This is a genomic window from Streptomyces sp. NBC_01803, from assembly GCF_035917415.1.
Taxonomy (GTDB): domain Bacteria; phylum Actinomycetota; class Actinomycetes; order Streptomycetales; family Streptomycetaceae; genus Streptomyces.
Genome location: NZ_CP109073.1, coordinates 4,968,575 through 4,993,449, shown reverse-complemented (window position 1 = coordinate 4,993,449; position 24,875 = coordinate 4,968,575). Strand labels below are relative to the sequence as shown.

At 72.0% G+C, this 24,875-nt stretch carries 24 protein-coding genes; 12 read left to right on the top strand and 12 right to left on the bottom strand.

From position 1 onward, the window contains the following. Positions 1-44 precede the first annotated feature (44 nt). Complete coding sequence (uvrA, locus tag OIE51_RS22705; RefSeq protein WP_326599620.1) at positions 45-2,951, top strand: excinuclease ABC subunit UvrA; 2,907 nt, start codon at positions 45-47, stop codon at positions 2,949-2,951. A gap of 125 nt (positions 2,952-3,076) precedes the next feature. Continuing rightward, positions 3,077-6,511 carry a phosphodiester glycosidase family protein gene (locus OIE51_RS22700; RefSeq protein ID WP_326599619.1) on the top strand — a complete coding sequence of 1,145 codons (3,435 nt, stop codon included), beginning with the start codon at positions 3,077-3,079 and terminating at the stop codon, positions 6,509-6,511. 16 nt (positions 6,512-6,527) lie between these two features. Here the strand turns inward: OIE51_RS22700 and OIE51_RS22695 are convergent, their stop codons facing one another. Then, complete coding sequence (locus OIE51_RS22695) at positions 6,528-7,115, bottom strand: TerD family protein (protein WP_326599617.1); 588 nt, start codon at positions 7,113-7,115, stop codon at positions 6,528-6,530. Continuing rightward, the gene (gene uvrB / locus OIE51_RS22690; RefSeq protein ID WP_326599616.1) at positions 7,112-9,217 is read right to left on the bottom strand and encodes an excinuclease ABC subunit UvrB; all 2,106 of its coding nucleotides are present in this window, start codon (positions 9,215-9,217) and stop codon (positions 7,112-7,114) included. Before uvrB ends, OIE51_RS22695 begins: the two co-directional genes overlap by 4 nt. A gap of 154 nt (positions 9,218-9,371) precedes the next feature. Between uvrB and OIE51_RS22685 the strand changes: the two genes are divergently transcribed. The 3 genes from OIE51_RS22685 (at position 9,372) to OIE51_RS22675 (ending at position 11,608) form a co-directional block, all read left to right on the top strand. Continuing rightward, entirely contained in the window at positions 9,372-10,310 is a 939-nt protein-coding gene (locus OIE51_RS22685) for a glycerophosphodiester phosphodiesterase (RefSeq protein ID WP_326599615.1), read from the top strand. Between the two features lie 82 nt (positions 10,311-10,392). Next, on the top strand, positions 10,393-10,944 hold the full coding sequence (locus OIE51_RS22680) for a methylated-DNA--[protein]-cysteine S-methyltransferase (protein ID WP_326599614.1): 552 nt from the start codon (positions 10,393-10,395) through the stop codon (positions 10,942-10,944). Positions 10,945-10,996: 52 nt separating this feature from the next. Further along, a complete protein-coding gene (locus OIE51_RS22675; protein WP_326599613.1) occupies positions 10,997-11,608 on the top strand; it encodes a hypothetical protein in 612 nt (203 codons plus the stop codon). Positions 11,609-11,621: 13 nt separating this feature from the next. Here OIE51_RS22675 and OIE51_RS22670 read toward each other — a convergent pair whose 3' ends face one another. The 4 genes from OIE51_RS22670 to OIE51_RS22655 all read right to left on the bottom strand — a co-directional run bounded on the left by OIE51_RS22670 (position 11,622) and on the right by OIE51_RS22655 (position 15,501). Further along, positions 11,622-12,329, bottom strand: a complete 708-nt coding sequence (locus OIE51_RS22670) for a M23 family metallopeptidase (RefSeq protein WP_442811995.1) — start codon at positions 12,327-12,329, stop codon at positions 11,622-11,624. 371 nt (positions 12,330-12,700) lie between these two features. Next, on the bottom strand, positions 12,701-13,468 hold the full coding sequence (locus OIE51_RS22665; RefSeq protein ID WP_326600751.1) for a PIG-L deacetylase family protein: 768 nt from the start codon (positions 13,466-13,468) through the stop codon (positions 12,701-12,703). 94 nt (positions 13,469-13,562) lie between these two features. Beyond that, positions 13,563-15,047: an exonuclease domain-containing protein gene (locus OIE51_RS22660; RefSeq protein ID WP_326599612.1), complete on the bottom strand. Its 1,485-nt coding sequence runs from the start codon at positions 15,045-15,047 to the stop codon at positions 13,563-13,565. A gap of 4 nt (positions 15,048-15,051) precedes the next feature. Next, on the bottom strand, positions 15,052-15,501 hold the full coding sequence (locus OIE51_RS22655) for a type II toxin-antitoxin system PemK/MazF family toxin (protein WP_326599610.1): 450 nt from the start codon (positions 15,499-15,501) through the stop codon (positions 15,052-15,054). A gap of 115 nt (positions 15,502-15,616) precedes the next feature. Between OIE51_RS22655 and OIE51_RS22650 the strand changes: the two genes are divergently transcribed. Further along, on the top strand, positions 15,617-17,044 hold the full coding sequence (locus OIE51_RS22650) for a WGR domain-containing protein (protein WP_326600750.1): 1,428 nt from the start codon (positions 15,617-15,619) through the stop codon (positions 17,042-17,044). Positions 17,045-17,304: 260 nt separating this feature from the next. On the opposite strand, the gene OIE51_RS22645 is transcribed toward OIE51_RS22650, so the two are convergent. Both OIE51_RS22645 and OIE51_RS22640 read right to left on the bottom strand, forming a co-directional pair. Next, complete coding sequence (locus tag OIE51_RS22645; RefSeq protein ID WP_326599608.1) at positions 17,305-17,745, bottom strand: DUF6224 family protein; 441 nt, start codon at positions 17,743-17,745, stop codon at positions 17,305-17,307. A gap of 100 nt (positions 17,746-17,845) precedes the next feature. After that, complete coding sequence (locus OIE51_RS22640; RefSeq protein WP_326599607.1) at positions 17,846-18,523, bottom strand: uridine kinase; 678 nt, start codon at positions 18,521-18,523, stop codon at positions 17,846-17,848. 34 nt (positions 18,524-18,557) lie between these two features. Between OIE51_RS22640 and OIE51_RS22635 the strand changes: the two genes are divergently transcribed. Further along, complete coding sequence (locus OIE51_RS22635) at positions 18,558-18,935, top strand: VOC family protein (RefSeq protein WP_326599606.1); 378 nt, start codon at positions 18,558-18,560, stop codon at positions 18,933-18,935. A 31-nt stretch (positions 18,936-18,966) separates the two neighbouring features. On the opposite strand, the gene OIE51_RS22630 is transcribed toward OIE51_RS22635, so the two are convergent. After that, entirely contained in the window at positions 18,967-20,037 is a 1,071-nt protein-coding gene (locus OIE51_RS22630) for a DUF5954 family protein (protein ID WP_326599604.1), read from the bottom strand. A gap of 181 nt (positions 20,038-20,218) precedes the next feature. Here OIE51_RS22630 and OIE51_RS22625 point away from each other — a divergent pair, with 181 nt between their 5' ends. Further along, on the top strand, positions 20,219-21,439 hold the full coding sequence (locus tag OIE51_RS22625) for an FUSC family protein (RefSeq protein WP_326599603.1): 1,221 nt from the start codon (positions 20,219-20,221) through the stop codon (positions 21,437-21,439). Here OIE51_RS22625 and OIE51_RS22620 read toward each other — a convergent pair. From OIE51_RS22620 to OIE51_RS22610, 3 genes are read right to left on the bottom strand one after another with little or no spacing between them, the layout of a single operon-like run. Then, positions 21,436-21,789: a hypothetical protein gene (locus OIE51_RS22620; RefSeq protein WP_326599601.1), complete on the bottom strand. Its 354-nt coding sequence runs from the start codon at positions 21,787-21,789 to the stop codon at positions 21,436-21,438. The two genes, OIE51_RS22625 and OIE51_RS22620, sit on opposite strands and share 4 nt — an antisense overlap. Continuing rightward, positions 21,780-22,088: a DUF397 domain-containing protein gene (locus OIE51_RS22615; RefSeq protein ID WP_326599599.1), complete on the bottom strand. Its 309-nt coding sequence runs from the start codon at positions 22,086-22,088 to the stop codon at positions 21,780-21,782. The genes OIE51_RS22620 and OIE51_RS22615 overlap by 10 nt, the downstream gene beginning before the upstream one ends. After that, a complete protein-coding gene (locus OIE51_RS22610; RefSeq protein WP_326599598.1) occupies positions 22,085-22,939 on the bottom strand; it encodes a helix-turn-helix domain-containing protein in 855 nt (284 codons plus the stop codon). Before OIE51_RS22610 ends, OIE51_RS22615 begins: the two co-directional genes overlap by 4 nt. 153 nt (positions 22,940-23,092) lie before the next feature. Here OIE51_RS22610 and OIE51_RS22605 point away from each other — a divergent pair, with 153 nt between their 5' ends. The 4 genes from OIE51_RS22605 to OIE51_RS22590 all read left to right on the top strand — a co-directional run bounded on the left by OIE51_RS22605 (position 23,093) and on the right by OIE51_RS22590 (position 24,693). Beyond that, complete coding sequence (locus tag OIE51_RS22605; RefSeq protein ID WP_326599597.1) at positions 23,093-23,551, top strand: ATP-binding protein; 459 nt, start codon at positions 23,093-23,095, stop codon at positions 23,549-23,551. 16 nt (positions 23,552-23,567) lie between these two features. After that, positions 23,568-23,795 (top strand): hypothetical protein, encoded by a 228-nt coding sequence (locus OIE51_RS22600; protein WP_326599596.1) that lies wholly within the window; start codon positions 23,568-23,570, stop codon positions 23,793-23,795. Positions 23,796-23,832: 37 nt separating this feature from the next. Beyond that, positions 23,833-24,057: a hypothetical protein gene (locus OIE51_RS22595; protein ID WP_326599594.1), complete on the top strand. Its 225-nt coding sequence runs from the start codon at positions 23,833-23,835 to the stop codon at positions 24,055-24,057. A 285-nt stretch (positions 24,058-24,342) separates the two neighbouring features. Beyond that, positions 24,343-24,693 carry a hypothetical protein gene (locus tag OIE51_RS22590; protein ID WP_326599593.1) on the top strand — a complete coding sequence of 117 codons (351 nt, stop codon included), beginning with the start codon at positions 24,343-24,345 and terminating at the stop codon, positions 24,691-24,693. Positions 24,694-24,875: the final 182 nt, after the last annotated feature.

Genomic DNA, 24,875 nt, shown 5'->3' with positions numbered 1-24,875 from the left:
TCCGGCGGGTTCCCAGTTCTTTCTCAGGAAAGGTGCCATCCGGCGTGGCCGACCGACTCATCGTTCGTGGCGCTCGCGAGCACAATCTGCAGAACGTCTCGCTCGATCTGCCCCGCGACTCGCTCATCGTCTTCACCGGGCTGTCGGGATCGGGCAAGTCCTCGCTCGCCTTCGACACGATCTTCGCGGAGGGCCAGCGCCGTTACGTGGAGTCCCTGTCCGCGTACGCGCGGCAGTTCCTCGGGCAGATGGACAAGCCCGACGTGGACTTCATCGAGGGCCTCTCCCCCGCCGTCTCCATCGACCAGAAGTCGACCTCGCGCAATCCCCGCTCGACGGTCGGCACGATCACCGAGGTCTACGACTATCTGCGGCTGCTGTTCGCCCGGATCGGCAGGCCGCACTGCCCGGAGTGCGGCCGGCCCATCGCCCGGCAGTCGCCACAGGCCATCGTGGACAAGGTGCTCGCGTTGGAGGAGGGCAGCCGCTTCCAGGTGCTCTCGCCGCTGGCGCGCGAGCGCAAGGGCGAGTTCGCGGACCTCTTCGCGGATCTCCAGACCAAGGGGTACAGCAGGGCCCGGGTGGACGGCGCCACGGTCCAGCTCACCGACCCGCCGAAGCTGAAGAAGCAGGAGAAGCACACCATCGAGGTGGTCGTGGACCGCCTCACGGTGAAGGAGAGCGCCAAGCGGCGGCTGACCGACTCGGTGGAGACCGCGCTCGGGCTCTCCGGCGGCATGGTCGTGCTGGACTTCGTGGATCTGCCCGAGGACGACCCGCAGCGCGAGCGGATGTTCTCCGAGCACCTGTACTGCCCGTATGACGACCTCTCCTTCGAGGAGTTGGAGCCGCGCTCCTTCTCGTTCAACTCGCCGTTCGGCGCCTGCCCGGAGTGCACGGGCATCGGCACCCGGATGGAGGTCGATCCGGAGCTGATCATCCCGGACCCGGAGAAGACGCTGGACGAGGGCGCCATCCACCCCTGGTCCCACGGGCACACCAAGGGCTATTTCAACCTGCTGATCGGCGCCCTGGGGAACGCGCTGAACTTCCGGACGGACATCCCCTGGGAGGGCCTCCCGCAGCGCGCGCACAAGGCCCTGCTGCACGGCCACAAGACCAAGATCGAGGTCCGCTACGAGAACCGGCACGGTCAGGAGCGGGCGTACACGACGGCGTTCGAGGGCGTGCTGCCGTTCATCCGGCGGCGGCACGCCGAGGCCGAGACGGACTCCAGCCGGGAGCGCTTCGAGGGCTATATGCGGGAGGCGCCGTGCCCGGCATGCCGGGGCACGCGGCTGAAGCCGCTGGTCCTCGCGGTGACGGTGCAGGGGAAGTCGATCGCCGAGGTCGCCGGGATGTCGATCAGCGAGTGCGCCGACTTCCTGCGCGGCATGACGCTGAGCGACCGTGAGAAGGCCATCGCGGAGCGCGTGCTCAAAGAGGTCAACGAGCGGCTGCGGTTCCTCGTGGACGTCGGGCTGGACTATCTGTCGCTGGACCGCGCGGCGGGGACGCTGTCGGGCGGCGAGGCGCAGCGCATCCGGCTCGCCACGCAGATCGGCTCGGGCCTGGTCGGCGTGCTGTATGTGCTGGACGAGCCGTCGATCGGCCTGCACCAGCGGGACAACCACCGGCTGATCGAGACCCTGGTCCGCCTCCGCGACCTGGGGAACACGCTGATCGTGGTCGAGCACGACGAGGACACGATCAGGACCTCGGACTGGGTGGTGGACATCGGGCCGGGCGCGGGCGAGCACGGCGGCAAGGTGGTGCACAGCGGGCCGCTGGCCGAGCTCCTGACGAACACGGAGTCGCTGACCGGGCAGTATCTGTCCGGCGCGCGGGCCATCCCGACGCCGCCGAAGCGGCGGGACGTGGACCCCGGGCGGCAGCTCACCGTGCACGGCGCCCGCGAGCACAACCTGCGGGGGATCGACGTCAGCTTCCCGATCGGGGTGCTGACCGCCGTCACCGGCGTCTCCGGCTCGGGCAAGTCCACCCTGGTCAACGACATCCTCTACACCCACCTGGCCCGCGAGCTGAACGGCGCGAAGTCCGTGCCCGGCCGGCACACCCGTGTCACGGGCGACGACCAGGTGGACAAGGTGGTGCACGTCGACCAGTCCCCCATCGGCCGCACCCCCCGGTCGAACCCGGCGACGTACACGGGTGTCTTCGACCACATCCGCAAGCTGTTCGCGGAGACCGTGGAGGCCAAGGTCCGCGGCTATCTGCCGGGCCGCTTCTCGTTCAACGTGAAGGGCGGTCGCTGCGAGAACTGCTCGGGCGACGGCACGATCAAGATCGAGATGAACTTCCTGCCCGACGTCTATGTGCCGTGCGAGGTCTGTCACGGCGCCCGGTACAACCGGGAGACGCTGGAGGTGCACTTCAAGGGGAAGTCCATCGCGGAGGTGCTGGATCTGCCCATCGAGGAGGCGCTGGACTTCTTCGAGGCGGTCCCCGCCATCGCCCGGCACCTGCGGACGCTGAAGGACGTCGGCCTGGGATATGTCCGGCTCGGGCAGCCCGCCCCGACGCTGTCGGGCGGTGAGGCGCAGCGCGTCAAGCTCGCCTCCGAGCTCCAGAAGCGGTCCACGGGCAGCACGGTGTATGTGCTGGACGAGCCGACCACCGGTCTGCACTTCGAGGACATCCGCAAGCTGATCTCGGTCCTGTCCGACCTGGTCGACAAGGGCAACACGGTGATCGTCATCGAGCACAACCTGGACGTCATCAAGACGGCGGACTGGGTGGTGGACATGGGTCCGGAGGGCGGCTCGGGCGGTGGCCTGGTGATCGCGGAGGGTACGCCGGAGCAGGTCGCGTCGGTGCCGACCAGCCACACCGGGAAGTTCCTGCGGGACATGCTGGGCGACGCCGTCACCGACGCGCCGCCGGCGCCGCGGAAGCCCGCGCGGAAGAAGGCCGCCACCCGGAAGAAGTAGGCGGCGGGGAGTTGTTCGCCTGACGTTCGAAGGGGCCCTCTGGAGCAGACCGGTCTTCCCTTGGGACGCTGAGCCGTCGGCCGTGCGTCGAGCGCGGCCGGGGCCAGCGTTCGAGGGAGCCGCCCATGCCGGGAGCCGCTGTCCGCCAGGGAGTTCGCGCGCGTTCGCTGGCGCTGGTCGCGGTGGCGGCGGCGCTGACGGTCGGTCTGGCGCCGCCGGAGGCGGCCGGGACGGTCCCCCGGGCCGCGTCGGCCGGGGTGGCCGAGCACGACGGCATGGAGCTGTCGCGCACCGAGCGGCCGATCGCGCCGGGCGCCGAGCTGACGACGTTCCAGCGCCTGGAATCCGACAAGTGGCTGAGTGCCCAGGCACTCAGCGTCGATCTGACGAGCGACCTGCGGGTGGACCACCTCGCCGCCGGGGACGTGGCCGCCGCCGCGCCCGTCAGCGAGCTGGCCGCCGCCCACGACCCAGGCGAGGGCCGCACCACCGTGGCGGCGATCAACGGCGACTTCTTCGACATCAACGGCTCCCAGGCACCGCTCGGCGCGGGCATCGCCGGTGGCGAGCTGCTCCACTCCGGCACCGGTGGCGCCGTGGAGGCCGTGGGCATCGGCCCGGACAGCGCGGGCCGCGTCCTGGAGCTGTTCTTCGACGGCACCCTCTCGCTGCCCACGGGCGAGACGGACCTCGACGGGTACAACGCGGCGGGCGTGCCCGTCGGCGGCATCGGCCTCTACACCGCCCGGTGGGGCGAGGCCGACCGGGCCTTGCCGGTGACCGGGGCCGCCGACGTCACCGAGGTCGTCGTCGAGGACGGCGAGGTCACGGCCGTGTCCGAGAAGCCCGGCAGCGGCCCGATCCCGGACGGAAGCACCGTGCTGCTCGGCCGCGAGGCCGGGGCGCGGACCCTGGCCGGTCTGGTGGCGGGTGACAGCGTCGACGTGGAGTACGCCCCCAGGACCGGCGACGGCTGCCCGCTGCCCCGCACGGCGGTCGGCGGGCGCGGTGTGCTGGTGGCCGACGGCGAGCCGCTGGACTGGGAGGGCCGGCCCAATGACGCCACCGCGCCACGCACCGCCGTCGGCTTCTCCCGCGACGGCCAGGAGATGTTCCTCCTGACCGTGGACGGCCGCCAGGCGCACTCCGGCGGCACCACCCTCACCGAGCTGGCGGTGATGATGGCGGACCTCGGCGCCTGGAGCGCCCTCAACCTGGACGGCGGCGGCTCCACCACCCTGCTGGCCCGCGAGCCCGGCGACAGCGCCCCGCGCCTGGTCAACAGTCCCTCGGACGGGCAGGAGCGGGCGGTGCCCAACGGGCTCGCCCTCACCACCCCGGAGGGCAGCGGCGTCCCGGCCGGCTTCCGTGTGACCACCACCGCCGCCCCGGCCACCGCCCCCACGGCCGACGCGGTGCCGGGCGGCCACCCCGACCGCGTGTTCCCCGGCCTCACCCGGCGGCTGACGGCCACCCCCTACGACGAGACCTATGGCCCGGCCGAGGCGGCGTCCGTCCGCTGGCGCAGCGACCGGCCCGCCGTGGGCCGGGTGAGCGGCGACGGCGTGTTTCGGGCCGCCCGGACCGGCACCGCCGAGATCACCGCCGCCCAGGGGCGCGCGGACGGCTCCCTCATCCTGACCGTGCTCGGGGAGCTGGACCGGCTGGCGCCCACCGCCCGCCGGATCGGGCTCGCGGACCCGGCCGCCGAGGCGACGTTCGGCCTGCTCGGCCACGACGCGGCCGGGCACTCGGCGCCCATAGAGCCGGCCGATGCCGCCTTCGCCTACGACACCTCCCTGTTCACCGTCGAGCCGGACCCGGCGCGCGGCGGGTTCCGGGTCACCGCCGCCTCGGACAGGCCGGCCGTGTCCGGGCGGGTCACCGTGACCGTCGCCGGGGTCTCCACCACACTGGCCGTCACCATCGGCCTGGACGAGACCGCCGTGGCGGACTTCGAGAACGCCGGGGAGTGGACGTTCAGCCACGCGCGGGCCGCCGGCTCCCTGTCCCCCGATCCCACCGGCTACGACGGCGGCGCGCTGGCCATGACGTACGACTTCGGGCTGAGCACCGGGACCCGCGCCGCGTACGCCACGCCGCCCGCCGACATCCCGGTCACCGGGCAGCCCGAGAGCTTCACGCTCTGGATCGACGGCGACGGCCACGGTGCCTGGCCCTCCCTCCACCTCCTGGACGCCCACGGCGCGAGCCAGGTGCTGCGGGCGCCGCAGGTCACCTGGGAGGGGTGGCGGCAGGTCACCTTCGAGGTGCCGGCGGGCCTGGCCTTCCCACTGTCGGTGCGCCGGTTCTACCTGGCGGAGACCCAGCCCGATCAGCGCTACACCGGCCGGATCGCCGTCGACGACCTGCGGGTGCGCACCCCGCCCGAGGTGACGCTGCCGGCGGAGAGCGGCCCGGCCGATCCGCTGATCGCGCCGGGGGCGGAGGTGGCGGCCCGGGACTGGCGGTTCGCCGTGGTCTCGGACGCGCGGTTCGTCGCGCGGGACCCGGACAGCGCCCTGGTCGCGTCCGCCCGCCGGACCCTGCGGGAGGTGCGGGAAGCCGACCCCGACGTGGTGGTGATCAACGGCGACTGGGTGGATGAGGGCTCACCGGAGGACCTGGCGTTCGCCCGGCGGATGATCGAGGAGGAGCTCGGGGACGGCCTGCCCTGGTACTACGTGCCGGGCGACCACGAGGTGAGGGGCGGGTCGATCGGCCGGTTCGAGGAGGAGATCGGCCCGGCACACCGGACGTTCGACCACCGGGGCACCCGGTTCATCACCCTGGACACCTCGTCCCTCACCTTGCGCGGCGGCGGATACGAGCAGATCACGGGGCTGAGGGCGCTGCTGGACGACGCCGCCCGGGACCGTTCGATCGGATCGGTGGTGGTGCTCACCCATGTGCCGCCGAGGGACACCACGAGCCGGCCGGTCAGCCGGCTCACCGACCGCCGGGAGGCCGCCCTGCTGGAGGCGTGGCTGTCCGGCTTCCGGCGCGAGACGGGCAAGGGCGCGGCGTTCTTCGGCGGGCATGCGGGGGTCTTCGACGCCTACCACCTGGAGGGCGTGCCGTATGTGATCGGCGGCGGCGCCGGGGCGGACCGGGCCGCGCCGCCGGACGAGGGCGGCTTCACCGGCTGGACCCTGGTCGGCGTGGACCGGGCCCGGGCGGCACCGGGGCCGGGGCCGCGCCCGGCCACCACCACCTCGGACTGGCTGTCGGTGCAGACCAGGCCGCACGTGGACGGGCTGACGCTCACCGCGCCCCGGACACTGACGGTGGGCGGCACGGCCCCGGTCGGCGCCACGATCACGCAGAACGGGGCGGGCGGCGGCGCGCGCGAGGTGCCCGTGACGTTCCCGGTCAGCGCGGACTGGTCCGGCTCGACCGGGCTCCACGTGGGAGACCCGGCCGACGCCGGGCGGCGTCACATCGCCGCGCTCGACCCGGCCGCGGGCGAGCTGACCGCGCTCCGGCCCGGCACCGTCACCGTCGAGGTCGCGGTCAGTGGGCAGCGGCAGCGGGCGGCGGTGACGGTCACCGGCTCCTAGAGGCTCCTAGCGGCTCCTAGAGATGCGGTGTCATCGCGGGCAGCAGGTCCTTGAATGTCCGGCCGGTCGCCGGGGCGCCGATGGCGGTCATCTGCCATCCGGCGCCCTGACGCCGCACCTTCGCCATGATCATGGCCGTGTACGCACCGCCGCCGGTCAGGGTGTACCGGGCCAGCTCCTCCCCGGTGTCCTCGTCGAGCAGCCGGCAGAACGCCCGCTCCACCTCGGTGAAGGTCTGTCCCGAGAACGAGTTCACCGTGAAGACGATCTGGTCGATCCGCTGCGGCAGCCGCCCCAGCATGACGACGATCGACTCGTCGTCCTCCTGCCCGGCGCCTCCCGTCAGGTTGTCCCCGGTGTGGACGACGGAGCTGTCGTCGTCGCTCAGCTTCCCGAAATAGACGACGTCCTCAGCCTTGTCCCCGGCGAACAGCACGGCCGAGGCGTCGAGGTCGATGTCCCCGCCGCCGATCAGCCTCTTCAGCAGCCCGCCCCGCTTCCGCTGCGCCGCCTGCCAGCCCAGGCCCATGCGGACCGTGGTGAGGCCGCCGCCACCGGGCTTCTCCAGGCTGATGGCCTGGCCCTTCTTCATGTTCACACTCACCTGAGACCAACCTCCCGCATCTGCCGCAGCTCCTTCTTCAGGTCGGACACCTCGTCGCGCAGCCGCGCGGCGATCTCGAACTGCAGCTCCGCCGCGGCGGCCCGCATCCGCTCGGTGAGCTGCTCGATCGTCTCGGCCAGCTCGGCGGCCGGGCGGTCGGTCAGCTCCTTGGGAGCGCGCTTGGTGCCCGCGGTCGGGAACGGCGCCTTGCCCTTCCTGGCCTCTCCCGGCTGACGGTATCCGCTGCCGAGCAGCTCGCGCGTGTCGACCTCCTCGCGGGCGATGGTCGCGACGATGTCGTTGATCTTCTTGCGCAGCGGCTGCGGGTCGATGCCACGCGCCTCGTTGTAGGCGATCTGCCGGACGCGGCGGCGGTTCGTCTCGTCGATGGCCTTCGCCATCGACGGGGTGACCCGGTCGGCGTACATGTGGACCTGGCCCGACACATTCCGCGCGGCGCGGCCGATCGTCTGGATCAGCGAGGTGCCCGAGCGCAGGAAGCCCTCCTTGTCGGCGTCGAGGATGGCGACCAGCGACACTTCGGGCAGGTCCAGGCCCTCCCGCAGCAGGTTGATCCCGACGAGGACGTCGAACTCGCCGGAGCGCAGCTCCCGCAGCAGCTCCACGCGGCGCAGCGTGTCGACATCGCTGTGCAGATACCGGACGCGGATGCCCAGCTCCAGGAAGTAGTCCGTGAGGTCCTCGGCCATCTTCTTGGTCAGCGTGGTGACCAGGACGCGCTCGTCCTTCTCGGCCCGCACGCGGATCTCGTGCACGAGGTCGTCGATCTGGCCCTCGGTGGGCTTGACCACCACCTCCGGATCGATCAGGCCCGTGGGCCGGATGATCTGCTCCACCACGCCATCGCCCCGGGACAGCTCGTAGGCGCCGGGGGTCGCCGACAGATACACCGTCTGGCCGATCCGCTCCTGGAACTCCTCCCACTTCAGCGGCCGGTTGTCCATCGCGGACGGCAGCCGGAAGCCGTGATCGACCAGGGTCCGCTTGCGTGAGGCGTCGCCCTCGAACATGGCGCCGATCTGCGGGACCGTGTTGTGCGACTCGTCGATGACGAGAAGGAAGTCGTCCGGGAAGTAGTCCAGGAGGGTGTGCGGCGCGGTGCCGGACTCGCGGCCGTCGACGTGCCGCGAATAGTTCTCGATGCCGGAACAGGTGCCGATCTGCCGCATCATCTCGATGTCGTACGTCGTGCGCATCCGCAGCCGCTGGGCCTCCAGCAGCTTGCCCTGCCGCTCCAGCTCCGCCAGCCGGGCGGTCAGCTCGGCCTCGATACCCGAGACGGCGCGCTCCATCCGCTCGGGCCCGGCGACATAGTGCGAGGCGGGGAACACATACAGGTGATCGTCGTCGGAGATCACCTCGCCCGTGAGCGGGTGCAGGGTGGAGAGCGCCTCGATCTCGTCGCCGAACATCTCGATCCGGACGGCCAGCTCCTCGTACACCGGGAAGATCTCGATGGTGTCGCCGCGCACCCGGAAGGTGCCACGGGTGAACGCCACGTCGTTCCTCGTGTACTGGATGTCGACGAAGCGGCGCAGCATCGCGTCCCGGTCGATCTCCTGGCCAACCTTCAGCGGCACCATCCGGTCCACATACTCCTGCGGCGTGCCCAGGCCGTAGATGCAGGAGACGGAGGCGACCACGATGACGTCGCGGCGGGTCAGCAGCGCGTTCGTCGCGCTGTGGCGCAGGCGCTCCACCTCCTCGTTGATCGAGGAGTCCTTCTCGATATAGGTGTCCGTCTGCGGGACGTACGCCTCCGGCTGGTAGTAGTCGTAGTAGGAGACGAAATACTCCACCGCGTTGTTCGGGAGGAGCTCGCGGAACTCGTTCGCCAATTGGGCGGCCAGCGTCTTGTTCGGCGCTATCACCAGCGTCGGGCGCTGGAGGCGCTCGATCATCCACGCGGTGGTCGCCGACTTGCCGGTGCCGGTCGCGCCCAGCAGCACGACATCCTTCTCCCCCGCCCCGACCCGCTTCTCCAGCTCGGTGATGGCCGCCGGCTGGTCGCCGCTGGGCTGGTACTGACTGACGACCTCGAAGGGTGCCGTGGTGCGTTCGATCTCTGAAACGGGCCGCATGGTCTCCACCGTACGACCCGCCACTGACAACGCCGCCCCTCCGACCGACGGTCTCGCGCTGTTCAGCTCTCGGTAACCGCCACCGCTCCCCCTCGTTTCCGCCGGACGGGGAGTCTCTCCGCGTCCGGCCCGCACGGAAGCGAGGAGTCTCCCCATGCCCCACACATCCGCCACCGACTGGGTCCACTGGCTGCTGGGGCTGGCCGTCGTCTGGGCCGTGCCCACCCTCGGTCCGGCCACGGACGGCGGCACCGCTCCCGCCGGGCCGGCCACGGCGGGGGCCGTCGCGCCGGTCGCGCCCGCCGCCCCGCTGGACGGTCCGGCGATCGTCGCGCACCGGGGCGCCTCGGGCGGCGCGCCGGAGAACACTCTGGCCGCCGCCGACGCGGCGGCCGAGCTGGGGGCCGTGTGGGTCGAGACGGACGTGCAGCGGACGGCCGACGGCGAGCTGATCCTGCTGCACGACACCACGCTGGGGCGGACCACCGACGTGGAGGAGGTCTTCCCGGACCGGGCGCCGTGGAACGTGTCGGACTTCACCGCCGAGGAGATCGCGCGGCTGGACGCGGGCAGCTGGTTCGGCGAGGAGTTCGCGGGCGAGGCGGTGCCGACGCTGGCGGACTTCCTGGACCGGCTCGCGGCGAACGGGCAGCGGCTGCTCCTGGAGATGAAGGAGCCGGAGCTGTACCCGGGCATCGAGGAGGAGATCCTCGACGTGCTGGCGGACGAGGGCTGGCTGCGCGAGGCCCGTCCCGGTGACCGGCTGGTGGTGCAGAGCTTCGACGCGGCCTCGGTGCGGACCGTGCACGAGCTGGCGCCCGACGTGGCGACGGGCTTCATCGGGAACCCGGCGGTGGCGGACATCGCGGAGCACGCCGCGTTCGCCGACCAGATCAACCCGCGCGTCAGCGAGCTGACGGCCGACTACGTGGCCGAGCTCCAGTCGGTCGACGGGCCGCACGGCGAGCCGGTGCGGGTGCAGACCTGGACGGTCAACGACGGCCCGACGGCGGAGCGGGTGACCGGCCTCGGGGTGGACGGCGTCATCACGAACCACCCCGAGCTGATCCGCGAGGCGCTGGAAGCCCGGTAGACCGGGAGCGGCACCGGGCGGGCACAGGCCGGACCGGGCGGGCCCCGGCCGGTTGTCAGTGGCTCCCCGTACGCTTCCGGGCATGAGTGGTGACACACGGTGTGCGTGGGTGGTGGAGCGGACGCCGATCGGCCCGCTGTTCCTCGCCGCCACCGACGACGGCCTGGTCAACGTCGTCTTCCACGCCGACGAGCGCGGGGTGGGCCGGTCCCTGGCCCGGCTGGCGGCGGGGCTGGGCGTGCGCCCGGTCCCGGCCGGGGCGGCGGAGCCCGATCCGGTGCTGGCGCGGGCGGCGGCGGAGCTCACGGCGTATTTCGAGGGCGGGCTGCGCGATTTCCGGCTGCCGCTGGACTGGTCGCTGGTCTCGGGCTTCACCGGGCAGGTGCTGCGGGAGCTGGCGGCGACGGTGCCCTTCGGCAGCGTCGTGGGGTATCGGGAGCTGGCCGCGCGGGTCGGGGATCCGGGCGCCGCCCGGGCGGTCGGGGCGGCGATGGGCGCGAATCCGCTGCCCGTGGTCGTGCCGTGCCACCGGGTGGTGGCGGCCGACGGGGGTATAGGCGGCTTCGGCGGCGGTCTGGAGACCAAGCGGGCGCTGCTGGCGCTGGAGGGGGTCCTGCCGCAGCCGCTGTTCTGAGGTTCCGGGCCCGCGCGGCGAGGGCATGACCCCGGGGAACAGGAGGGGGACGATGGCCCATCCCGAGGACCGGACCCCGGTCGCGTACTGCTCGCCGGACGCCCTGCGGGCGCGGGGCTGGACGCCCTTCCTGGTGCGCGCGTTCCTGGGCGCGCCGGACGAGACGGCGCCGGAGGCGCTGTATCTGACCGCGCGGGTCCGCGCCGCCGAGCGGCGGCCGGACTTCGTCGCGGCCCGCGACCTGCGGCGCCGCCGCGCCGTGGCGCTGCGGGAGGCGACGGCCCGGCGGCGCCGGGAGGCCCTGGAGGCGATCAGGACCGCCCCCGCCGACCTGCCGCGGCTCTCCCCGGCGGAGCTGACGGCCCGCGCCGTCCAGCATCGGAACGTGCGGGACGCGGAGCGGGCCACGCTCTCGTGGGGGCACCGGCCGAGGCCGGTCAGGGCCGAGTCGGCGTCCCCCGGCGAGCTGGCCCGCTGGCAGGTGGAGTTCTTGCGGGACACGCTGGCCCCGCTCGTGCTGCTGCTGGAAGCACTGCCGCCCGGCGGCAGCCGGACGGAGGGCCGTCGGCTGCTGACCGGGCGGATCTATGGCGCCATCGCGGCGGCCTATCCGGCACTCACGGCGGAGTGCCGGAGGCAGCGGGCCGCCGCGCTCACCGGCTGAGGTGCCGGTCGGCTCATATGCTGACGTCCTGGTCGCGCAGGAACTTCATGGGGTCGATGGCCGAGCCGTAGTCCGCCGTGGTCCTGACCTCGAAGTGCAAGTGGGGGCCACTGCTGTTACCGGTGTTGCCGGAGAGGCCGATCTCCTGGTCGGTGGAGACGGTCTGGCCGACCTTGACCTCGACCTTCGACAGGTGGGCGTACTGGGTGTAGGTGCCGTCGGAGTGCTTGATCACGATGGCGTTACCGTACGCGGGACCGTCACCGGCGCCGTTGCCGCCGGCCTTGACGACCGTGCCGCTGTGGACCGTGTGGACCTCGGTGCCGGACGGCACGGCGAAGTCCTGACCACTGTGGGTCGAGGCCCAGCGGTCACCGCTGTTGCCGAAGGTGGCGGACAGGGCGAAGTCACCGGAGATGGGGGTGACCCACGCCTTCTCCTTGGCCTCGGCCTTGGCCTCGGCCTCGGCGGCGGCCTGGGCGGCGGCCTTCTTCTCCGCGACGTCCGCGGCCTTCTCCTGAGCCTGCGCCTGCGCCTGCGTGGCCTCGGCGAGGCTGGTGGCGGTCTGCGAGGCGAACACATCGGCGTGGGCGCCCTCTGCCGCCACCGCCGCACCCGTCAGGGCCACCGAGGCGCACAGGCCGGCCGTCACGACGGCGGTGGCACGGGCACGGATCCGGGCGGTCTTGGGGGCGCGGTTCATGGTGGTGGTGTTCGGCATGGGGGAGAACCTCTGACTCTCGGGGAAATCCGACCATCCGGCCGGACGAGTTCATTGATAACCGCCCGATGCGCCCACGACAAGCACCGCCATTACTAAGCGAGTCCGTAGCGAAAACTAAGGAAAAAATTCCCTCCACACCGCGCCGACGGACCGCTATTCACGCCTCCCCGGCGCCGCGCCTGCCACCGCCTCCCACCTGCACCGCTTCGACCTGCGCATTCATGCCGAGGCCCGGAAGTCGGCCGACTCCCCCGCCAGAATTCCCGGCGGGCCGGGACGAAAGTCCCGGCCCTTTGTCACATTCGGATCCTAAGACGCCTAGTAGGCCCTCTCGGTGCTGTGGTGAGCGCCACTTCCGGATCCCTTTTTCAGCGCGGATAAAGCTCGAAGGCGATCCCTCGGCGCCCGCCGAACCGGGCCGCGACGGCGTCCGCCATGCCGGTGTGCAGCTCCGTGGCGTACGCGGCGGGCTCCTGGTCGGTGAGCACGGAGAGATAGGCCCGGTGCTCGGCCAGCGACGCGACCGCGCGGGCCATGGCGTCCTCGCCGACGGCCTGGGCGTGGGTCGCCTCCGGCGAGCCCGCCACCGCGACCCACCGCACGCCGCCCCAAGGCTCCAGGCCCCCGGCCCCGTCTCCGGCCCCGTCTCCGGCCCCGTCTCCGCCCCGGCCCCCGCCCCGGAGCTGCTCGGGAAAGATCCAGCGGTTACCCGCGTCCCCCGCCGCGTCCAGGACGGCCCGGCCCACGATCCGGTGGTCCGGGGTGTTCCAGATCCGGCCGCCGCCCCAGGTGTCGCGGTGGTTGAGCGTGATCAGCAGCTCGGGCCGGTGCGCCCTGATGGCGGCGGCCAGGTCGCGGCGGAGCGCGACGCCCTCCTCGATCACGCCGTCCGGGTGATCGAGGAACTCCACGGAGCGCACGCCGACGACGGCCGCGCCGGCGATCTGCTCGGCTTCCCTGACCCGGGCGCTCTCCCCGGGCGGGAGGGTGTCGATCCCGGCCTCTCCCCTGGTGACCAGGAGATACGCGACCTCACGCCCCGCGTCCGTCCACTCCGCGATCGCGGCGGCGGCGCCGTACTCCAGATCGTCGGGATGCGCCACGATCGCCAGCGCCCGCCGCCAGTCCAGCGGCATGTCCTCCAGAACCGTCCCGGCCTCCGCCACCGCGGGCCTCCTCTGCGTCTTGCTGTCTCGCACGCCGGCCCGCTCCGCGCGGACCATGATCACCTTAGGCGTGCCCGGCCTCGGGAGAAGAGGAGGCACCCACCGCACGTGCCGCCAGATGGCGGCGGCAGCGGGCGGCGCGGCGGGTGATCGCGGTCCATGTGGCGTGGGACGTCCCGGCGGCGGGGCGGGTGGCGAGGGCCTGCTCGCACAGGGCCAGGGCCGTGGCGTGGTCCTGGCGGCGGCGCTCGTGGTGCATCGACAGGCGGTTGAAGATCACCGGGTCGCGGGCGCCGTGGTCCAGGGCCCAGTGCCAGAGCCGAACGGCCTCCTCCACCCGGCCCCGCCGCTCCCACACCTGCCCGGCGTAGCGGGCGCCGCGCCCCAGCGCGGCGGCCTCCCCGGCGGCGGCCAGCAGCGGAAGGTGCCCGGCCAGCTCGTCGGCGTGCGGGGTGGCCGCGCCGTAGTGGGAGACGAGCGCACCGCCCGCGCTGCCCGTGTCGCACAGGCCGAGCGCGTCGCAGGACCAGCAGCCGGCGCAGGCGGGCAGGGCGGCGATGGCGGCGGCGGAGTCCGGATAGAGGCCGAGGAGGTGGGCGGGGGTCCGGGTGCCCCGGTCCAGCGTGGCCAGCTGCGTCACGATCTGCCCCACGTCCTCGCGGTGCGCCGGGCCGGGGCCGACGAGCTGGAGCGCCAGGCCGGTCAGCAGCACGTCGCGGGCCAGGTCCGGGCGGGGCGGGCCGAAGACCGACGTCTCGCCGCACAGCATGCCACCGAACCACCCCCACAGCCGCCCCGCCTCCGGGCAGCCCTCCGCGCGCAGGGTCTCCAGCGCGGCGAGCCACCCGGCCGTGCCGCCCCGCCACCCCGCGATGACCAGGTGCGCGGCCCGGTGACCGGCGGCGACGCCGTCGGTGTCCGCGTCGCAGCGCACCCGCTTGCGGCGCTCCTCGCGCAGCACGTCCTCGGCCGGGGCGCTGAGCCGGGTCAGGTCCGTGTGGCCGTCCTCGGCGGCACGGCGCAGCAGCTCGGTGAGCAGCACGGCGGTGACCTCGGCGTCGGAGTCGGCGCGGTGGGCGCGGTGCGGGATGCCGAGCGCGGCGACGCAGGTGGTCAGCCGGTGGTTGTCCAGCTCGGGCAGGAAGCGCCGGGCCAGGCGCAGCGTGTCCAGCGCGGTCGCCGGGAGCCGACCGGTGCCGGCCAGCTCCAGCTCCATCGCGAGGAAACGGAGGTCGAAGCCGACGTTGTGCGCGACCAGCACGGCGCCGTCCAGCCTGCGGAGGATCTCCGGGACGAGGGTGGCGAAGCGCGGAGCGGCGGCGGCCTCCGCGTTGGTGATGCCGTGGATGTGGACCGGGCCGGTGTCGCGTCCCGGGTCGACCAGGCTGGTCCAGCGCTCGGTGATGACACCGCGCTCGACGGTCACCAGGGCGAGGGACACCATGCGGTCGCCGCGCTCGGGGTTGAATCCCGTCGTCTCGCAGTCGAGCACGACGAAGCGGTCGGCCACCAGGCCGGTGGGTATGGCGGCGGGTATGGCGTGCGGCATGGGCTCAGCGCCAGCCGTGCCGGGCCTGGAGGCTGTGCACCACGCGGTTGAACCGCGCGCGGTCCAGCGCGCACGCCTCGCGCCGCATGCCGCCCGGGCGCACCCGCAGGACACGCTCCAGATCCACCCACGAGTCCCGTCCGGCGCGGTCCCAGGGGCCCGAGCCGAGCGGCAGCCACTCGGCGTCGCCGTCCCGGTCCCGGCTGGAGAGCTGGACGGCGAGGACCGTGCCGCACGCCTCCTCGCGAGCGACGACGAGGACCGGCCGGTCCTTGCCCCGCCCGTCGTTCTCCTCGTAGGGCACCCAGGTCCAGACGATCTCGCCGGGGTCCGGATCGCCGTCCGGATCGGGCGCGTACTTCATGAGGACGGGTCCCACCTCGCGCGGCCGGACCTCTGTGGTGGCGGCCGGGCCCGCCCGGCCGGGGATCTCGGCTGTCTCGATGCGCTCCATGACGAACACGCTATCGCCGGGCACTGACAGCGCTCCGGGCGGACTGTCAGTGGCAGCCCTTAACGTTACGCACAGTTGACCCAGTGGGAGAAGGAGCTTCGCCGTGCCCGAGTCCATGACGTATCTGGAGCTGTCCGAGGACGGCGGCAGTGCGCACAAGTTCTACGAGGTGTCGGTGAACGGCACGGCGGTCTCGGTGCGTTACGGACGCATCGGATCGGGCGGGCAGTTGAAGACGACGATGTTCGCGACCCGCGAGAAGGCACACGCCGCCGCCGAGCGGAAGATCGACGAGAAGGTCAGGAAGGGGTACGCCCCGGCCGTTCAGGGGCAGCGCGCGGCGCGGTCGGTGACGCGGCGCCAGGTGACGTCCGCGCCGTCCACCGCGCGGGCGGTGGCACCGGTGCTGTGGCGGTTCCGCACGGGCGCCTCCGCGTTCGGCATCCACGTCGACGAGGACCGCGCGTGGGTGGGGAATCAGAACGGCGACGTCTACACGCTGGCCCACGACGGCGAGGTGCTGGCCAGGTACCGGCTGCCGGACGGGGTGAAGTGCCTGGTGGCGGACGACTTCTGGATCTACGCCGGGTGCGACGACGGCACGGTGTACGACATGTCGTCCAAGCTCCCGTTCGCCGCCTATGAGATAGCCGCCGATGTCGACATCTTCTGGCTGGACATCCACGACGGCGTGCTGAACGTGGCGGATCGCAGCGGCGGACTGACCGTGATCGACCACGAGGACGAGTTCCAGTGGTCGCGGCGCAGCACCGGGGACCACGCCTGGATGGTGCGGCGTGACGGCCACGCGGTCTACCACGGCCACGGCCGGGGCGTGACGGCCTACGCGCCGGACGGCGGCCGGGAGTTGTGGCACACGCCGACGCGGGGCGCGGTGCTGTTCGGCTGGCAGGAGGACGACGCGGTGTACGCGGGCACGGACCGCCGCGTGGTGCAGCGCCTGGCCAAGTCGACCGGGCGGGTGGAGGCGACGTACGCCTGCGACTCGGTGGTGTACTCGTGCGCGACGGCCCCCGGCGGCCGGTATGTGTTCGCGGGCGACTCCGCCTCCTCGGTCTACTGCTTCGCGCAGGACGGCACCCGGCTGTGGAAGCTGGGCACGGGCGGCGGCTCGGCGCTGTCGATGCAGTATCTGAACGAGAAGCTGTACCTCGTGACCACGGACGGCTCGCTGGCCTGCGTGGACGCGAGCGAGGCGGCCATCGGGGCGGCCCAGGCCGGGTCGCTGCCGGCCACCGTGGACGTCAAGTCGGCGGCGGCGCTGCCCACCTACACCCCGGTGACGGCGGTGGAGACGGTCACTGCGGTCGCCGCAGCGCCCGCCGGGGGCGTGATCGTGGAGTGCGTCCAGGACGGCGCACGGCTGCGGACGCGGGTCCTGACGGAGGGATACGACCAGGGCTGGAACGTCCAGTTCCCCCGGCACATCCGCCTGCCGGGCGCCCGGTATGTGGTCGACTCCGTGCACGCCTCGCCCGGCGGCTTCTACCGGGTGCGCGGCGAGATCAGGCGGCTCGCCTGACCTCCCACCGGCACACTGGCGCTCACACCACCGCTCACGGGACCGAGGGCGGGGCAGGCGTCTCGGCCGGGGCCTGGTGCCCTTCGAGCACCGCTTCCGCCCCGCGCCCGCGACGCCTGGCGCCGCGCCCAGGGGCGCGTCCGGGCGGACGCGCCCCTGGGCCAGACCCCGGCGCGCAGCCTGCCGCCCCGCCACCACCGGGCCGCCCCTCGCCACTACGCCCCCGACGTCTGAGCGGTCCGGGCCCGGATCCGGCCCGATCAGAAATCCGGAGAGCGCAGCGTCCGTTCCCGGACGGTGTCGAGGAAGGCCGGCACGTCCTCCATCTTCGTCCCCGTGCACTGGATGATCAGGTCCATCACGTCCCCGGCCGACAACGCCCCCACCACCGGGTGCACATGGGCCAGCCCGATCCGCTCCTCCATCCGCTTCAGCACGTGAATGGCGAGATTCAGCTCCGGCACGTGGCTGGTGTGCCCGAAGTCCAGGTTCTCCTTTATCACCCACATCTCGGGGATGACCTGCCCGAAGATGATGACGTGGGCCAGCGCGAACATCGCCCGCGCGCACTGCCGGGCGCTCTCCTCGCTCTCGTCCTGGAGAGCCGACACGGCCTCTTCGTCCTCCGCCAGGTGCGCCTGGATCAGTGCCACCGCGTGCAGCACCTCATCTGTGGTATACGGCCTGACCACGTCATCCATCGACACGCCACCGCCCGTTCACCGCTCACCGTCCTTGCGAGCGCCAAGTCTCGCAGGTGCGCCTGACCCTACGGACCAGTTCGGCCCGATTCGGCCGGGCTCACGAACCCCCCGAGTCCGCCCCCGGGTCCGTCCCCGCGCCCGTCCCCCAGGCGGGCCGCCGGGCGTCGTCCACCCGCACCACGACGTCGGCCACCGCCCCCGGCCCGACCTCCTCCTCGTACCGCGCGAAGGCGGGCAGCGTCCAGCGCTCCTCCGGCGGCGTACGGCGCGCGAGCGCGCCCGGCGACAGGCTGAGATGAACGGAGAGGTCCGCCGGGAACCACCGCCCCAGCAGCAGCGCCCCGTGCAGCAGCAGCACGCCACCGACCGGGAGGTGAACATACGGACTCCGGGTGGCCCGGTCGCGCTCCGCGTCCCACAGGTCCGGCAGCACCCGCCCACCGCCACCCGGCTCCAGCGGCGTGAACACCTCCCGCCACAGCGCGCCCGTGTCCAGCCACAGGTCGTAGAAGGCGTCCGCGTCCCGCCGCCCATGCTCCAGACGCAACGACGCGGCGCGCAGAAAGCCGTTCGCCCCCACCGCCAGCGCCGGGCGCCCCCGCAGCCGCAGCGCGTCCGCCAACTCCCCCGCCAGCGCCTCCGGCCGCGCCGCCGCGGCACCATCGATCAGCACCCGCGTCCACGACGCGCCACCCCCCTCCGGCGCGGGCATCCCCGTGACGCGCTCGGCCAGTTCCTCGGTCAGCCGCTCCCAGGTGATCGCCTCCAGTCTCATGGCCCCACTCTCGCACCCCGCCTACCATCGACCCATGCTGAGCATCGGAACCATCGTGCTGGGTGTGTCCGACGTCCGGCGGGCCGCCGCGTTCTGGAGCCGGGCGGTCAACTATGCGCCGCGCGACGGGATCGAGGACGACTGGGCCGTGCTCGTGCCCGCCGACGGCCGCCCCGGTCCCGGGATCTCGCTCGGCCTGAGCGAGTCGCCCGTGCAGGGGCACCCCCGCGTCCATCTCGACCTGTACGCGGGCGACGCGGCGGACCAGGCCGCCGAGGTGGAACGCCTGATCGCCCTCGGCGCCGAGCGCGTGGACTGGGATCTCTACCCGGAGAACCCCGAGGAGGCCGACTACGTCGTCCTCGCCGACACCGAGGGCAATCGCTTCTGCGTCATCGACACCGGTCACTAGCCCGCACACCAGCCCGGTCACCGGCCGGCCGCTAGTCGTCCTCGTACACGATCCCCCGCGCCCGGTCCTCCTCGGTCTGCACCTCGACCGGCGCCTCCGGGTCGTAGTCGTTCGGCCGGGGCGGCTCCGGCCCGTCCGGGCCGACGCGGATCAGCCGCTCCAGCCGGCACACCCGGTACGTACGGTCCAGGACCCGGATCTCGTCCAGGCGTTCGCGCGCCAGCCGGCAGGCCGCCACCGAGTACGCCCGGAGCTGCTCGTGGTCCAGCCGCCGCTGCCCCGGCTTCAGCAGCCCCGACTGCGCGGCCATCCCGTTCCGGATCTCCTCCGGCCACTCCTCGAACCCCGTCGGCCGCTTGCTGGTGGGCGGGTGCAGCGAGGCGGGCAGCATCCCCTCGAAGCGGAGCTCCAGCCCGTCCCTGGCCGCCTGCGGCGTCTCCGAGCTCACCGAGAACGCGTGCCAGCGCCCGTCGTCCCCGACCCGCTCCACGATCGCGAAGTTCGGCGCCATCAGCACCCCGCCCGGGTGCGTGTGCTGGGCCTGGAGCGCGTCCGCCCGCACCTCGTCCGGGACCGAGCCGACGGCGTGGACGAACTGGAGCAGGTCGAACTTCAGGATGCCCTCCGAGACGCCCGTCGCCGCGGCCGGATCGATCAGGAATCCCTCCGTCCGGGACGGCGCCTCCCGTCCCTTGCCGACCGGCATCGCGTCCGCGTCGCTGGGGCGCGGCGGCTCCGGGCCGTCCGGCCCGGTCCGGATGTACGTCTCCGCCCGGACGTTCCTGAACCGGGCGTCGAGGACAGTGAGTTCGTCCACCTTCTCCCAGTCCAGCCGCTCGGCGCCGGCCATCCAGGCGCGCCGCGCCTCCTCGTCGTCCGCCTCCGCCGCCGCCTTGGCACGCGCCCGGAACCGCTGCCCCAGCATGTCCCGGCTGGTCTGCGGAGCGATCTCACCCGAGGTGATCACCCGCCACCGGCCGTCCGGCTCCTGCTCGGCCGCGACGAACAGCGGTCCGCGCGCCCGGATGTCGGGGTACTCGTCCCTCGCCTGCCACGCCTCGGTGTCGGCGATCACCGACACCGGGTCGTCGAAGCGCGTCATCCGAATGACGCGATGTGGCTCAAGAAACTCCGCTTCGTCATCACTCATACACGCATTGTGCTGCCCCGGATGGGTGCTCCGCAGCCAATCGACAAACCGGGCCGGACCGGTTCACCTCCGATCAGGGCGGGTAATGACATCTTTTTGGTGATTCGAGCCGTTTGAAGCGAAAGGGGCAGGCGTGCCGGATGTACCTGAGCAACTCATCGATCTCGCCAAGAAGCGGGGCACCGAACCCGTTGTGGTGCAGACACTCCGCTCCGCCACCGCCGCCACCTTCGCCTACGTCGTCGCCATGTGGCTCACGGACGTCACCGCGCCGCTGCTCGCCCCGCTCACCGCGCTCCTGGTCGTGCAGGTCACGCTCTTCGCCACCCTCACCACCGGCATCCGCCGGGTGAACTCCGTGGTCGTCGGCGTCCTGGTGGCGACGGGGTTCAGCGCGCTGGTCGGCCTGAGCTGGTGGAGCCTCGGCCTCCTGATCCTCACCGCCCTCGCCATCGGACACCTGGTCAAGGTCGACGAGTTCGTGCCCGAGGTGGCGATCAGCGCGATGCTGGTCCTCGGCGTCACCCAGATCGCGGAGACGGCACTCGATCGGGTGGTGGAGACGATCATCGGGGCCGTTGTCGGACTGCTGTTCAACATCATCTTCATCCCGCCCGTCTGGGTCGGCTCCGCCAGCCACGACATCGAGGAACAGGCCCGTCGCATGCGCACGTTGCTCGTGCAGCTCGGCGAGGAGGCCGAAGAGGAACGGCTGCCGGTGCAGCGCGTCGCGAAGAAGCTCGAACGCGCCCGGCAGCTCGATCAGGACATCGCCCGGGTCGACGCCTCCATCATCCAGGCCGAGGAGAGCCTGCGGTTCAACCCCCGGGTGAAAGAACCACTGATGACGCGCCTCGTGCTCCGCACCGGCCTGGACACCCTGGAGGTCTGCGCGGTCATCCTGCGCACGATGTCCCGCAGCCTCACCGACCTCGCCGCGCGCCGGGGCGACGAACCGCTGCTCGCACCGGACATCGCGCCCGCGCTGCGCGAGGTGTTCGCCAACCTGGCCGGCGCCGTGGACAGTTTCGCCACGCTGATCACCAGCCAGGTCAGCACCCAGGCCGACGAGGCGGAATCGTTCCTGGCGATCGAGCTCGACGCGGCCAGGACGAGCCGCGAGCACATCGCGAAGGTGCTGCTCGGCACCGTCCAGGAACACCCGAGGCACTGGCAGTTGTACGGGTCGCTGCTCGCGGACGTCGACCGGATGCTGGACGAACTCGACATGGAGAAACGGTCCACGCGCCTCGCCGAGGAACTGGACCGCTACTCCCGCGAGCAGCACGCCCGCTTCCCGCGCCTGAAGCGCTACACACCGAGGTGGATCCGGCGCCGCCGCACGACGGGCTAGGAACCGCCGAAGTGGAGACCGCCGTGGATGGTGTGCGTCTGGATCACCGGGCCGTGGACCGTGGCGTTGCCGGAGATGACGTTCTCCACGCGGGTCTGCCGCACGAGCGCGCCCTGATGCGCCTCGGCCCAGCGAACCAGCTCCGAGGCGAACTCCCCGTCCGCTCCCGCCTCTTCGTCCACCCGGACGGTCAACTCCCGTACCGCCGCCTCATCCCCCGGGTCCGGGTCACCCCGGCCCGAGAGGCGGCGGGTCAACGCGACCAGTGACTCCCACGCTTGCCGCCCGGCCTCGGTCGCGGCACTCCCAGCGGCGACCGAGACCAGGGCAACGGCGGATGCTACGTCCATGAGCCAACGGTAGCGGCGCTGACGAACGCGGCCCACTGTTCGCCCGAAAGCGCGAGCTGCCCGCCGCTCTTGTTCTTCGAGTCCCGGACATGAACGGAGCCGCAGCAACGCGCCACCTCGACGCACTCCCCGCCCTCGTTGTCGCTGTGGCTGCTCTTGCTCCAGGCGACCTCGACGCACTCATCACCAGGTGCGCCGCCGCTATGGCTGCTCTTAGTCCACGCCACCTCGACGCACGCATCGCCGGGCTCGTTGCCGCTGTAGCTGCTCTTGAACCAATGAAGCTCTTCGGCCCTCATGTCTCTCCCAGCAACTTCTCGATGAACTCACATGACTCACGTGGCGTGAGCGCCTGCGCACGGATAATCCCATAACGAGCCTCGACCTCCCGCACCTCCGCCCGCTTGGTGAACCAGAAGCTCCGTCCCTGGGCCTCGGAGTAGGCAATCTTCCGGTCTTTCAACTCCAGCAAGGCAGCCATGCCGTACGTCTGCGCGTGGTCCTCCAAGTCCCAAGGCACTACCTGAATCTCCACATTCCGCATAACCCCCACCTGGAGGATGCGCTCGTACTGCCCCTTAATTGTGGATTTGCCACCGACCGGGCGGCGCAGCACCGACTCCTCGATGACGAAGCTCATGATCGGCGCGGGCCACCGGTCGAACACAACCCGCCGGGACATCCGCTCCGCGACGTTCTGCTCGATCGTCTCCTCCGCGAGCAGCGGCCGTCGCATGCGGTACAGCGTGCGGGTGTACGCCTCGGTCTGCAACAACCCCGGCACGACCAACGGGTTGTACTCGTGGATCTCGACGGCCTCGCCCTCAACCTTCACGAACTGCCGCAGTCGGGACGAGAAACTAGCCTTGTCGATGTCCTCCTGAATGCCCTTCAGCACACCCCGCGCGTTCAGCACGCGCTCCGCCGCCTCGATGAACTGCGCCTTCGGCGCCCGCCTCCCGCGCTCCACCGACGACACCTGCTCGACGCCATACCCGATGGCCTCGCCGAACTCCACCTGCGTGAGCTTGGCGTTCTCCCGCAGGGTCTTGATGATCTTCCCGACGGCCCGGAGTAGAGGCTCCGTCCCCTCCGCCTCCGCGCGCGCGACCGCTTCCTCATCGATCTCCGGCCGGGCCGTTTCCGCCATGCCGCGTACCTCCGCCATTCCCTGGGTAACTACCCACACCCCACGGTGTTTCTACCGATGACCCGGACCCGGCTCCGACAAGCCTCGGACCTGCGGCCCGGGTACGGTCGTAACTACTGGTAACAGTAGTCTCACGCGGCGAAACTCGTTGCCATGATGACCGGAATTCCCCCTACAGAGATCGCCCCGCCCCTGTACGAGTACGTGCAACTTTTCAGCTCCACCCGCCACGGTGCGCGCCTGGCCCGGTTGATGGCCACGCAGCAACTCGCGGACTGGGGCTGGCCGCACTGTTGCCGCGTCTCGCAGACCGCCGAGTCGGTCGTCGCCGAACTCGCCACGAACGCCGCCCTGCACGGCCGTTGCCTCGACCGCGACTTCCGTATGCGCCTCGCCACCGGGCCCGGCCTGCTGATGCCGACCGTGCTGCGCGTCGAGGTGACGGACATGCTCGCCGACAAGCACCCCGACTTCGCCCTCTCCCACCCGGAGGCGGAGTCAGGGCGCGGACTTCTTCTGATCGACGCCTTCGCGGACCGCTGGGGCGTCCAGGACCGGCGGCCGTGCGGCAAGACGGTGTGGGCCGAACTCGACCTGCCGACCCCCCACTGAAGGAGGCGCGACAACCATGCCGACCCGCCGTATGCCGGTCATCCCGAAGGACGAGGCCATCCGCCTCTACCTCGAAGAGAAGACGTCCATGAACGCGCTCGCCCGGCACTACGAGGTGTCGGCGCCGTACCTCACCAAACTGTTCAAGGAATGGGAAGTCCCGCTCCGCTCCCGCCGCGAAGCCGCCCAACTCCGCGTGGCGACAACCGCTGTCCGCCAGACTGGGGACCGTGAGCAAAGCTAGGCGCATGCCGTGGTGGCCACGCCGGACGGAGCATGAGATGCCGACGCATCGGGTCGAGGTCTGGCGCGTGTTCATGGATCCGCCGCGAGGGCGGAAGAAGGACCGCTTCGAACCGTACTTCTGCGCGTGGTGCTCCTGCGGCTGGGTGGGCACGGCCTACGACGTCGAGCCGGACCGGGTCCAGGCCGAGCGCGCGTCGCGGACAGAGGCCCACACCCACGACTCCAACGTGGTCGCCGGCGTGATCGACATCCCCTGCTGACCGGACAAGTTCGCGTGTTCCAGTGGCGGCGGGGGGCACCGGCAGTGAGGTCCGGATGCCGTACAACCGGCGGCTGCGCGTCGCTGTGCAGATCCTCGTTCATCCGGACGAACTGACGCTCGCTATCAAGGAGTTGACGGAACAGGGCTGGTCCGTACGGCCGACCGAGCCCACGGATCAGATCCCCGCCGAGAACCGCCACGTGGCGTACATGGTCGAAGTGCGAGTGCGGGACGCGCGGTTGGGCGCCGGGCGGGGGCGGTGCGCGGCGTCGAGGCGTTGGCCATGGAGCGGAAACTGCCGCTCTGGGTGCGCGATTCCGCGCTCGTCGTGCCCGTCTCACGGCCGACGCGCACGACGTACCACGTCCGCCGCCGCGCCCCCGCCCGCGCGGGGCGGCTCGTCCGCTCGCTGTACGAACTCGCCGCGAATTCCGGCCTGCTCGACCTCCCCCGGGTGCTGTCCCTGCCGGGCGCCCGGGCAGATGGCCGCCGTGCGGGAGTTGAGCGGCCGGGACCTCAGCGGCAGGACGTTCGCCCCGGCCGCGCACACGGCACGGTGTTCGACCGCGTGGCCGTCCACAAGGAACTGGAGGGCCAGCGCCTCGCCCCCACCACCTTCGGCTGGAACCGATGAGACGGCCGCGACCGTTGCCCCCTGTGCCGACGGTGACGCAGACGCTCTGCGCGCGGGTGGACTCATTTCTGATCTTGTGGTCGGATGCCGCGACTCCGATGATGGACAGAGCGGGTGCGGCGAAGGACAGGAGCCTGGCGTGCTGCGACTGAGCGGGATCGGCGAGACGGTGATCTCTTCGT

What these genes read in the sequence shown, in the direction of transcription:
- OIE51_RS22685 (WP_326599615.1), top strand. Translation starts at nt 9,372, where the DNA reads ATGCCCCACACATCCGCCACCGACTGGGTCCACTGGCTGCTGGGGCTG.
- OIE51_RS22670 (WP_442811995.1), bottom strand. Translation starts at nt 12,329, where the DNA reads ATGCCGAACACCACCACCATGAACCGCGCCCCCAAGACCGCCCGGATC.
- OIE51_RS22680 (WP_326599614.1), top strand. Translation starts at nt 10,393, where the DNA reads ATGAGTGGTGACACACGGTGTGCGTGGGTGGTGGAGCGGACGCCGATC.
- OIE51_RS22650 (WP_326600750.1), top strand. Translation starts at nt 15,617, where the DNA reads ATGACGTATCTGGAGCTGTCCGAGGACGGCGGCAGTGCGCACAAGTTC.
- OIE51_RS22630 (WP_326599604.1), bottom strand. Translation starts at nt 20,037, where the DNA reads ATGACGCGCTTCGACGACCCGGTGTCGGTGATCGCCGACACCGAGGCG.
- OIE51_RS22665 (WP_326600751.1), bottom strand. Translation starts at nt 13,468, where the DNA reads ATGCCGCTGGACTGGCGGCGGGCGCTGGCGATCGTGGCGCATCCCGAC.
- OIE51_RS22635 (WP_326599606.1), top strand. Translation starts at nt 18,558, where the DNA reads ATGCTGAGCATCGGAACCATCGTGCTGGGTGTGTCCGACGTCCGGCGG.
- OIE51_RS22615 (WP_326599599.1), bottom strand. Translation starts at nt 22,088, where the DNA reads ATGAGGGCCGAAGAGCTTCATTGGTTCAAGAGCAGCTACAGCGGCAAC.
- OIE51_RS22645 (WP_326599608.1), bottom strand. Translation starts at nt 17,745, where the DNA reads ATGGATGACGTGGTCAGGCCGTATACCACAGATGAGGTGCTGCACGCG.
- OIE51_RS22610 (WP_326599598.1), bottom strand. Translation starts at nt 22,939, where the DNA reads ATGGCGGAAACGGCCCGGCCGGAGATCGATGAGGAAGCGGTCGCGCGC.
- OIE51_RS22675 (WP_326599613.1), top strand. Translation starts at nt 10,997, where the DNA reads ATGGCCCATCCCGAGGACCGGACCCCGGTCGCGTACTGCTCGCCGGAC.
- OIE51_RS22595 (WP_326599594.1), top strand. Translation starts at nt 23,833, where the DNA reads ATGCCGACGCATCGGGTCGAGGTCTGGCGCGTGTTCATGGATCCGCCG.
- OIE51_RS22640 (WP_326599607.1), bottom strand. Translation starts at nt 18,523, where the DNA reads ATGAGACTGGAGGCGATCACCTGGGAGCGGCTGACCGAGGAACTGGCC.
- uvrB (WP_326599616.1), bottom strand. Translation starts at nt 9,217, where the DNA reads ATGCGGCCCGTTTCAGAGATCGAACGCACCACGGCACCCTTCGAGGTC.
- OIE51_RS22655 (WP_326599610.1), bottom strand. Translation starts at nt 15,501, where the DNA reads ATGGAGCGCATCGAGACAGCCGAGATCCCCGGCCGGGCGGGCCCGGCC.
- OIE51_RS22600 (WP_326599596.1), top strand. Translation starts at nt 23,568, where the DNA reads ATGCCGACCCGCCGTATGCCGGTCATCCCGAAGGACGAGGCCATCCGC.
- OIE51_RS22700 (WP_326599619.1), top strand. Translation starts at nt 3,077, where the DNA reads ATGCCGGGAGCCGCTGTCCGCCAGGGAGTTCGCGCGCGTTCGCTGGCG.
- OIE51_RS22590 (WP_326599593.1), top strand. Translation starts at nt 24,343, where the DNA reads ATGGAGCGGAAACTGCCGCTCTGGGTGCGCGATTCCGCGCTCGTCGTG.
- OIE51_RS22660 (WP_326599612.1), bottom strand. Translation starts at nt 15,047, where the DNA reads ATGCCGCACGCCATACCCGCCGCCATACCCACCGGCCTGGTGGCCGAC.
- OIE51_RS22605 (WP_326599597.1), top strand. Translation starts at nt 23,093, where the DNA reads ATGATGACCGGAATTCCCCCTACAGAGATCGCCCCGCCCCTGTACGAG.
- OIE51_RS22620 (WP_326599601.1), bottom strand. Translation starts at nt 21,789, where the DNA reads ATGGACGTAGCATCCGCCGTTGCCCTGGTCTCGGTCGCCGCTGGGAGT.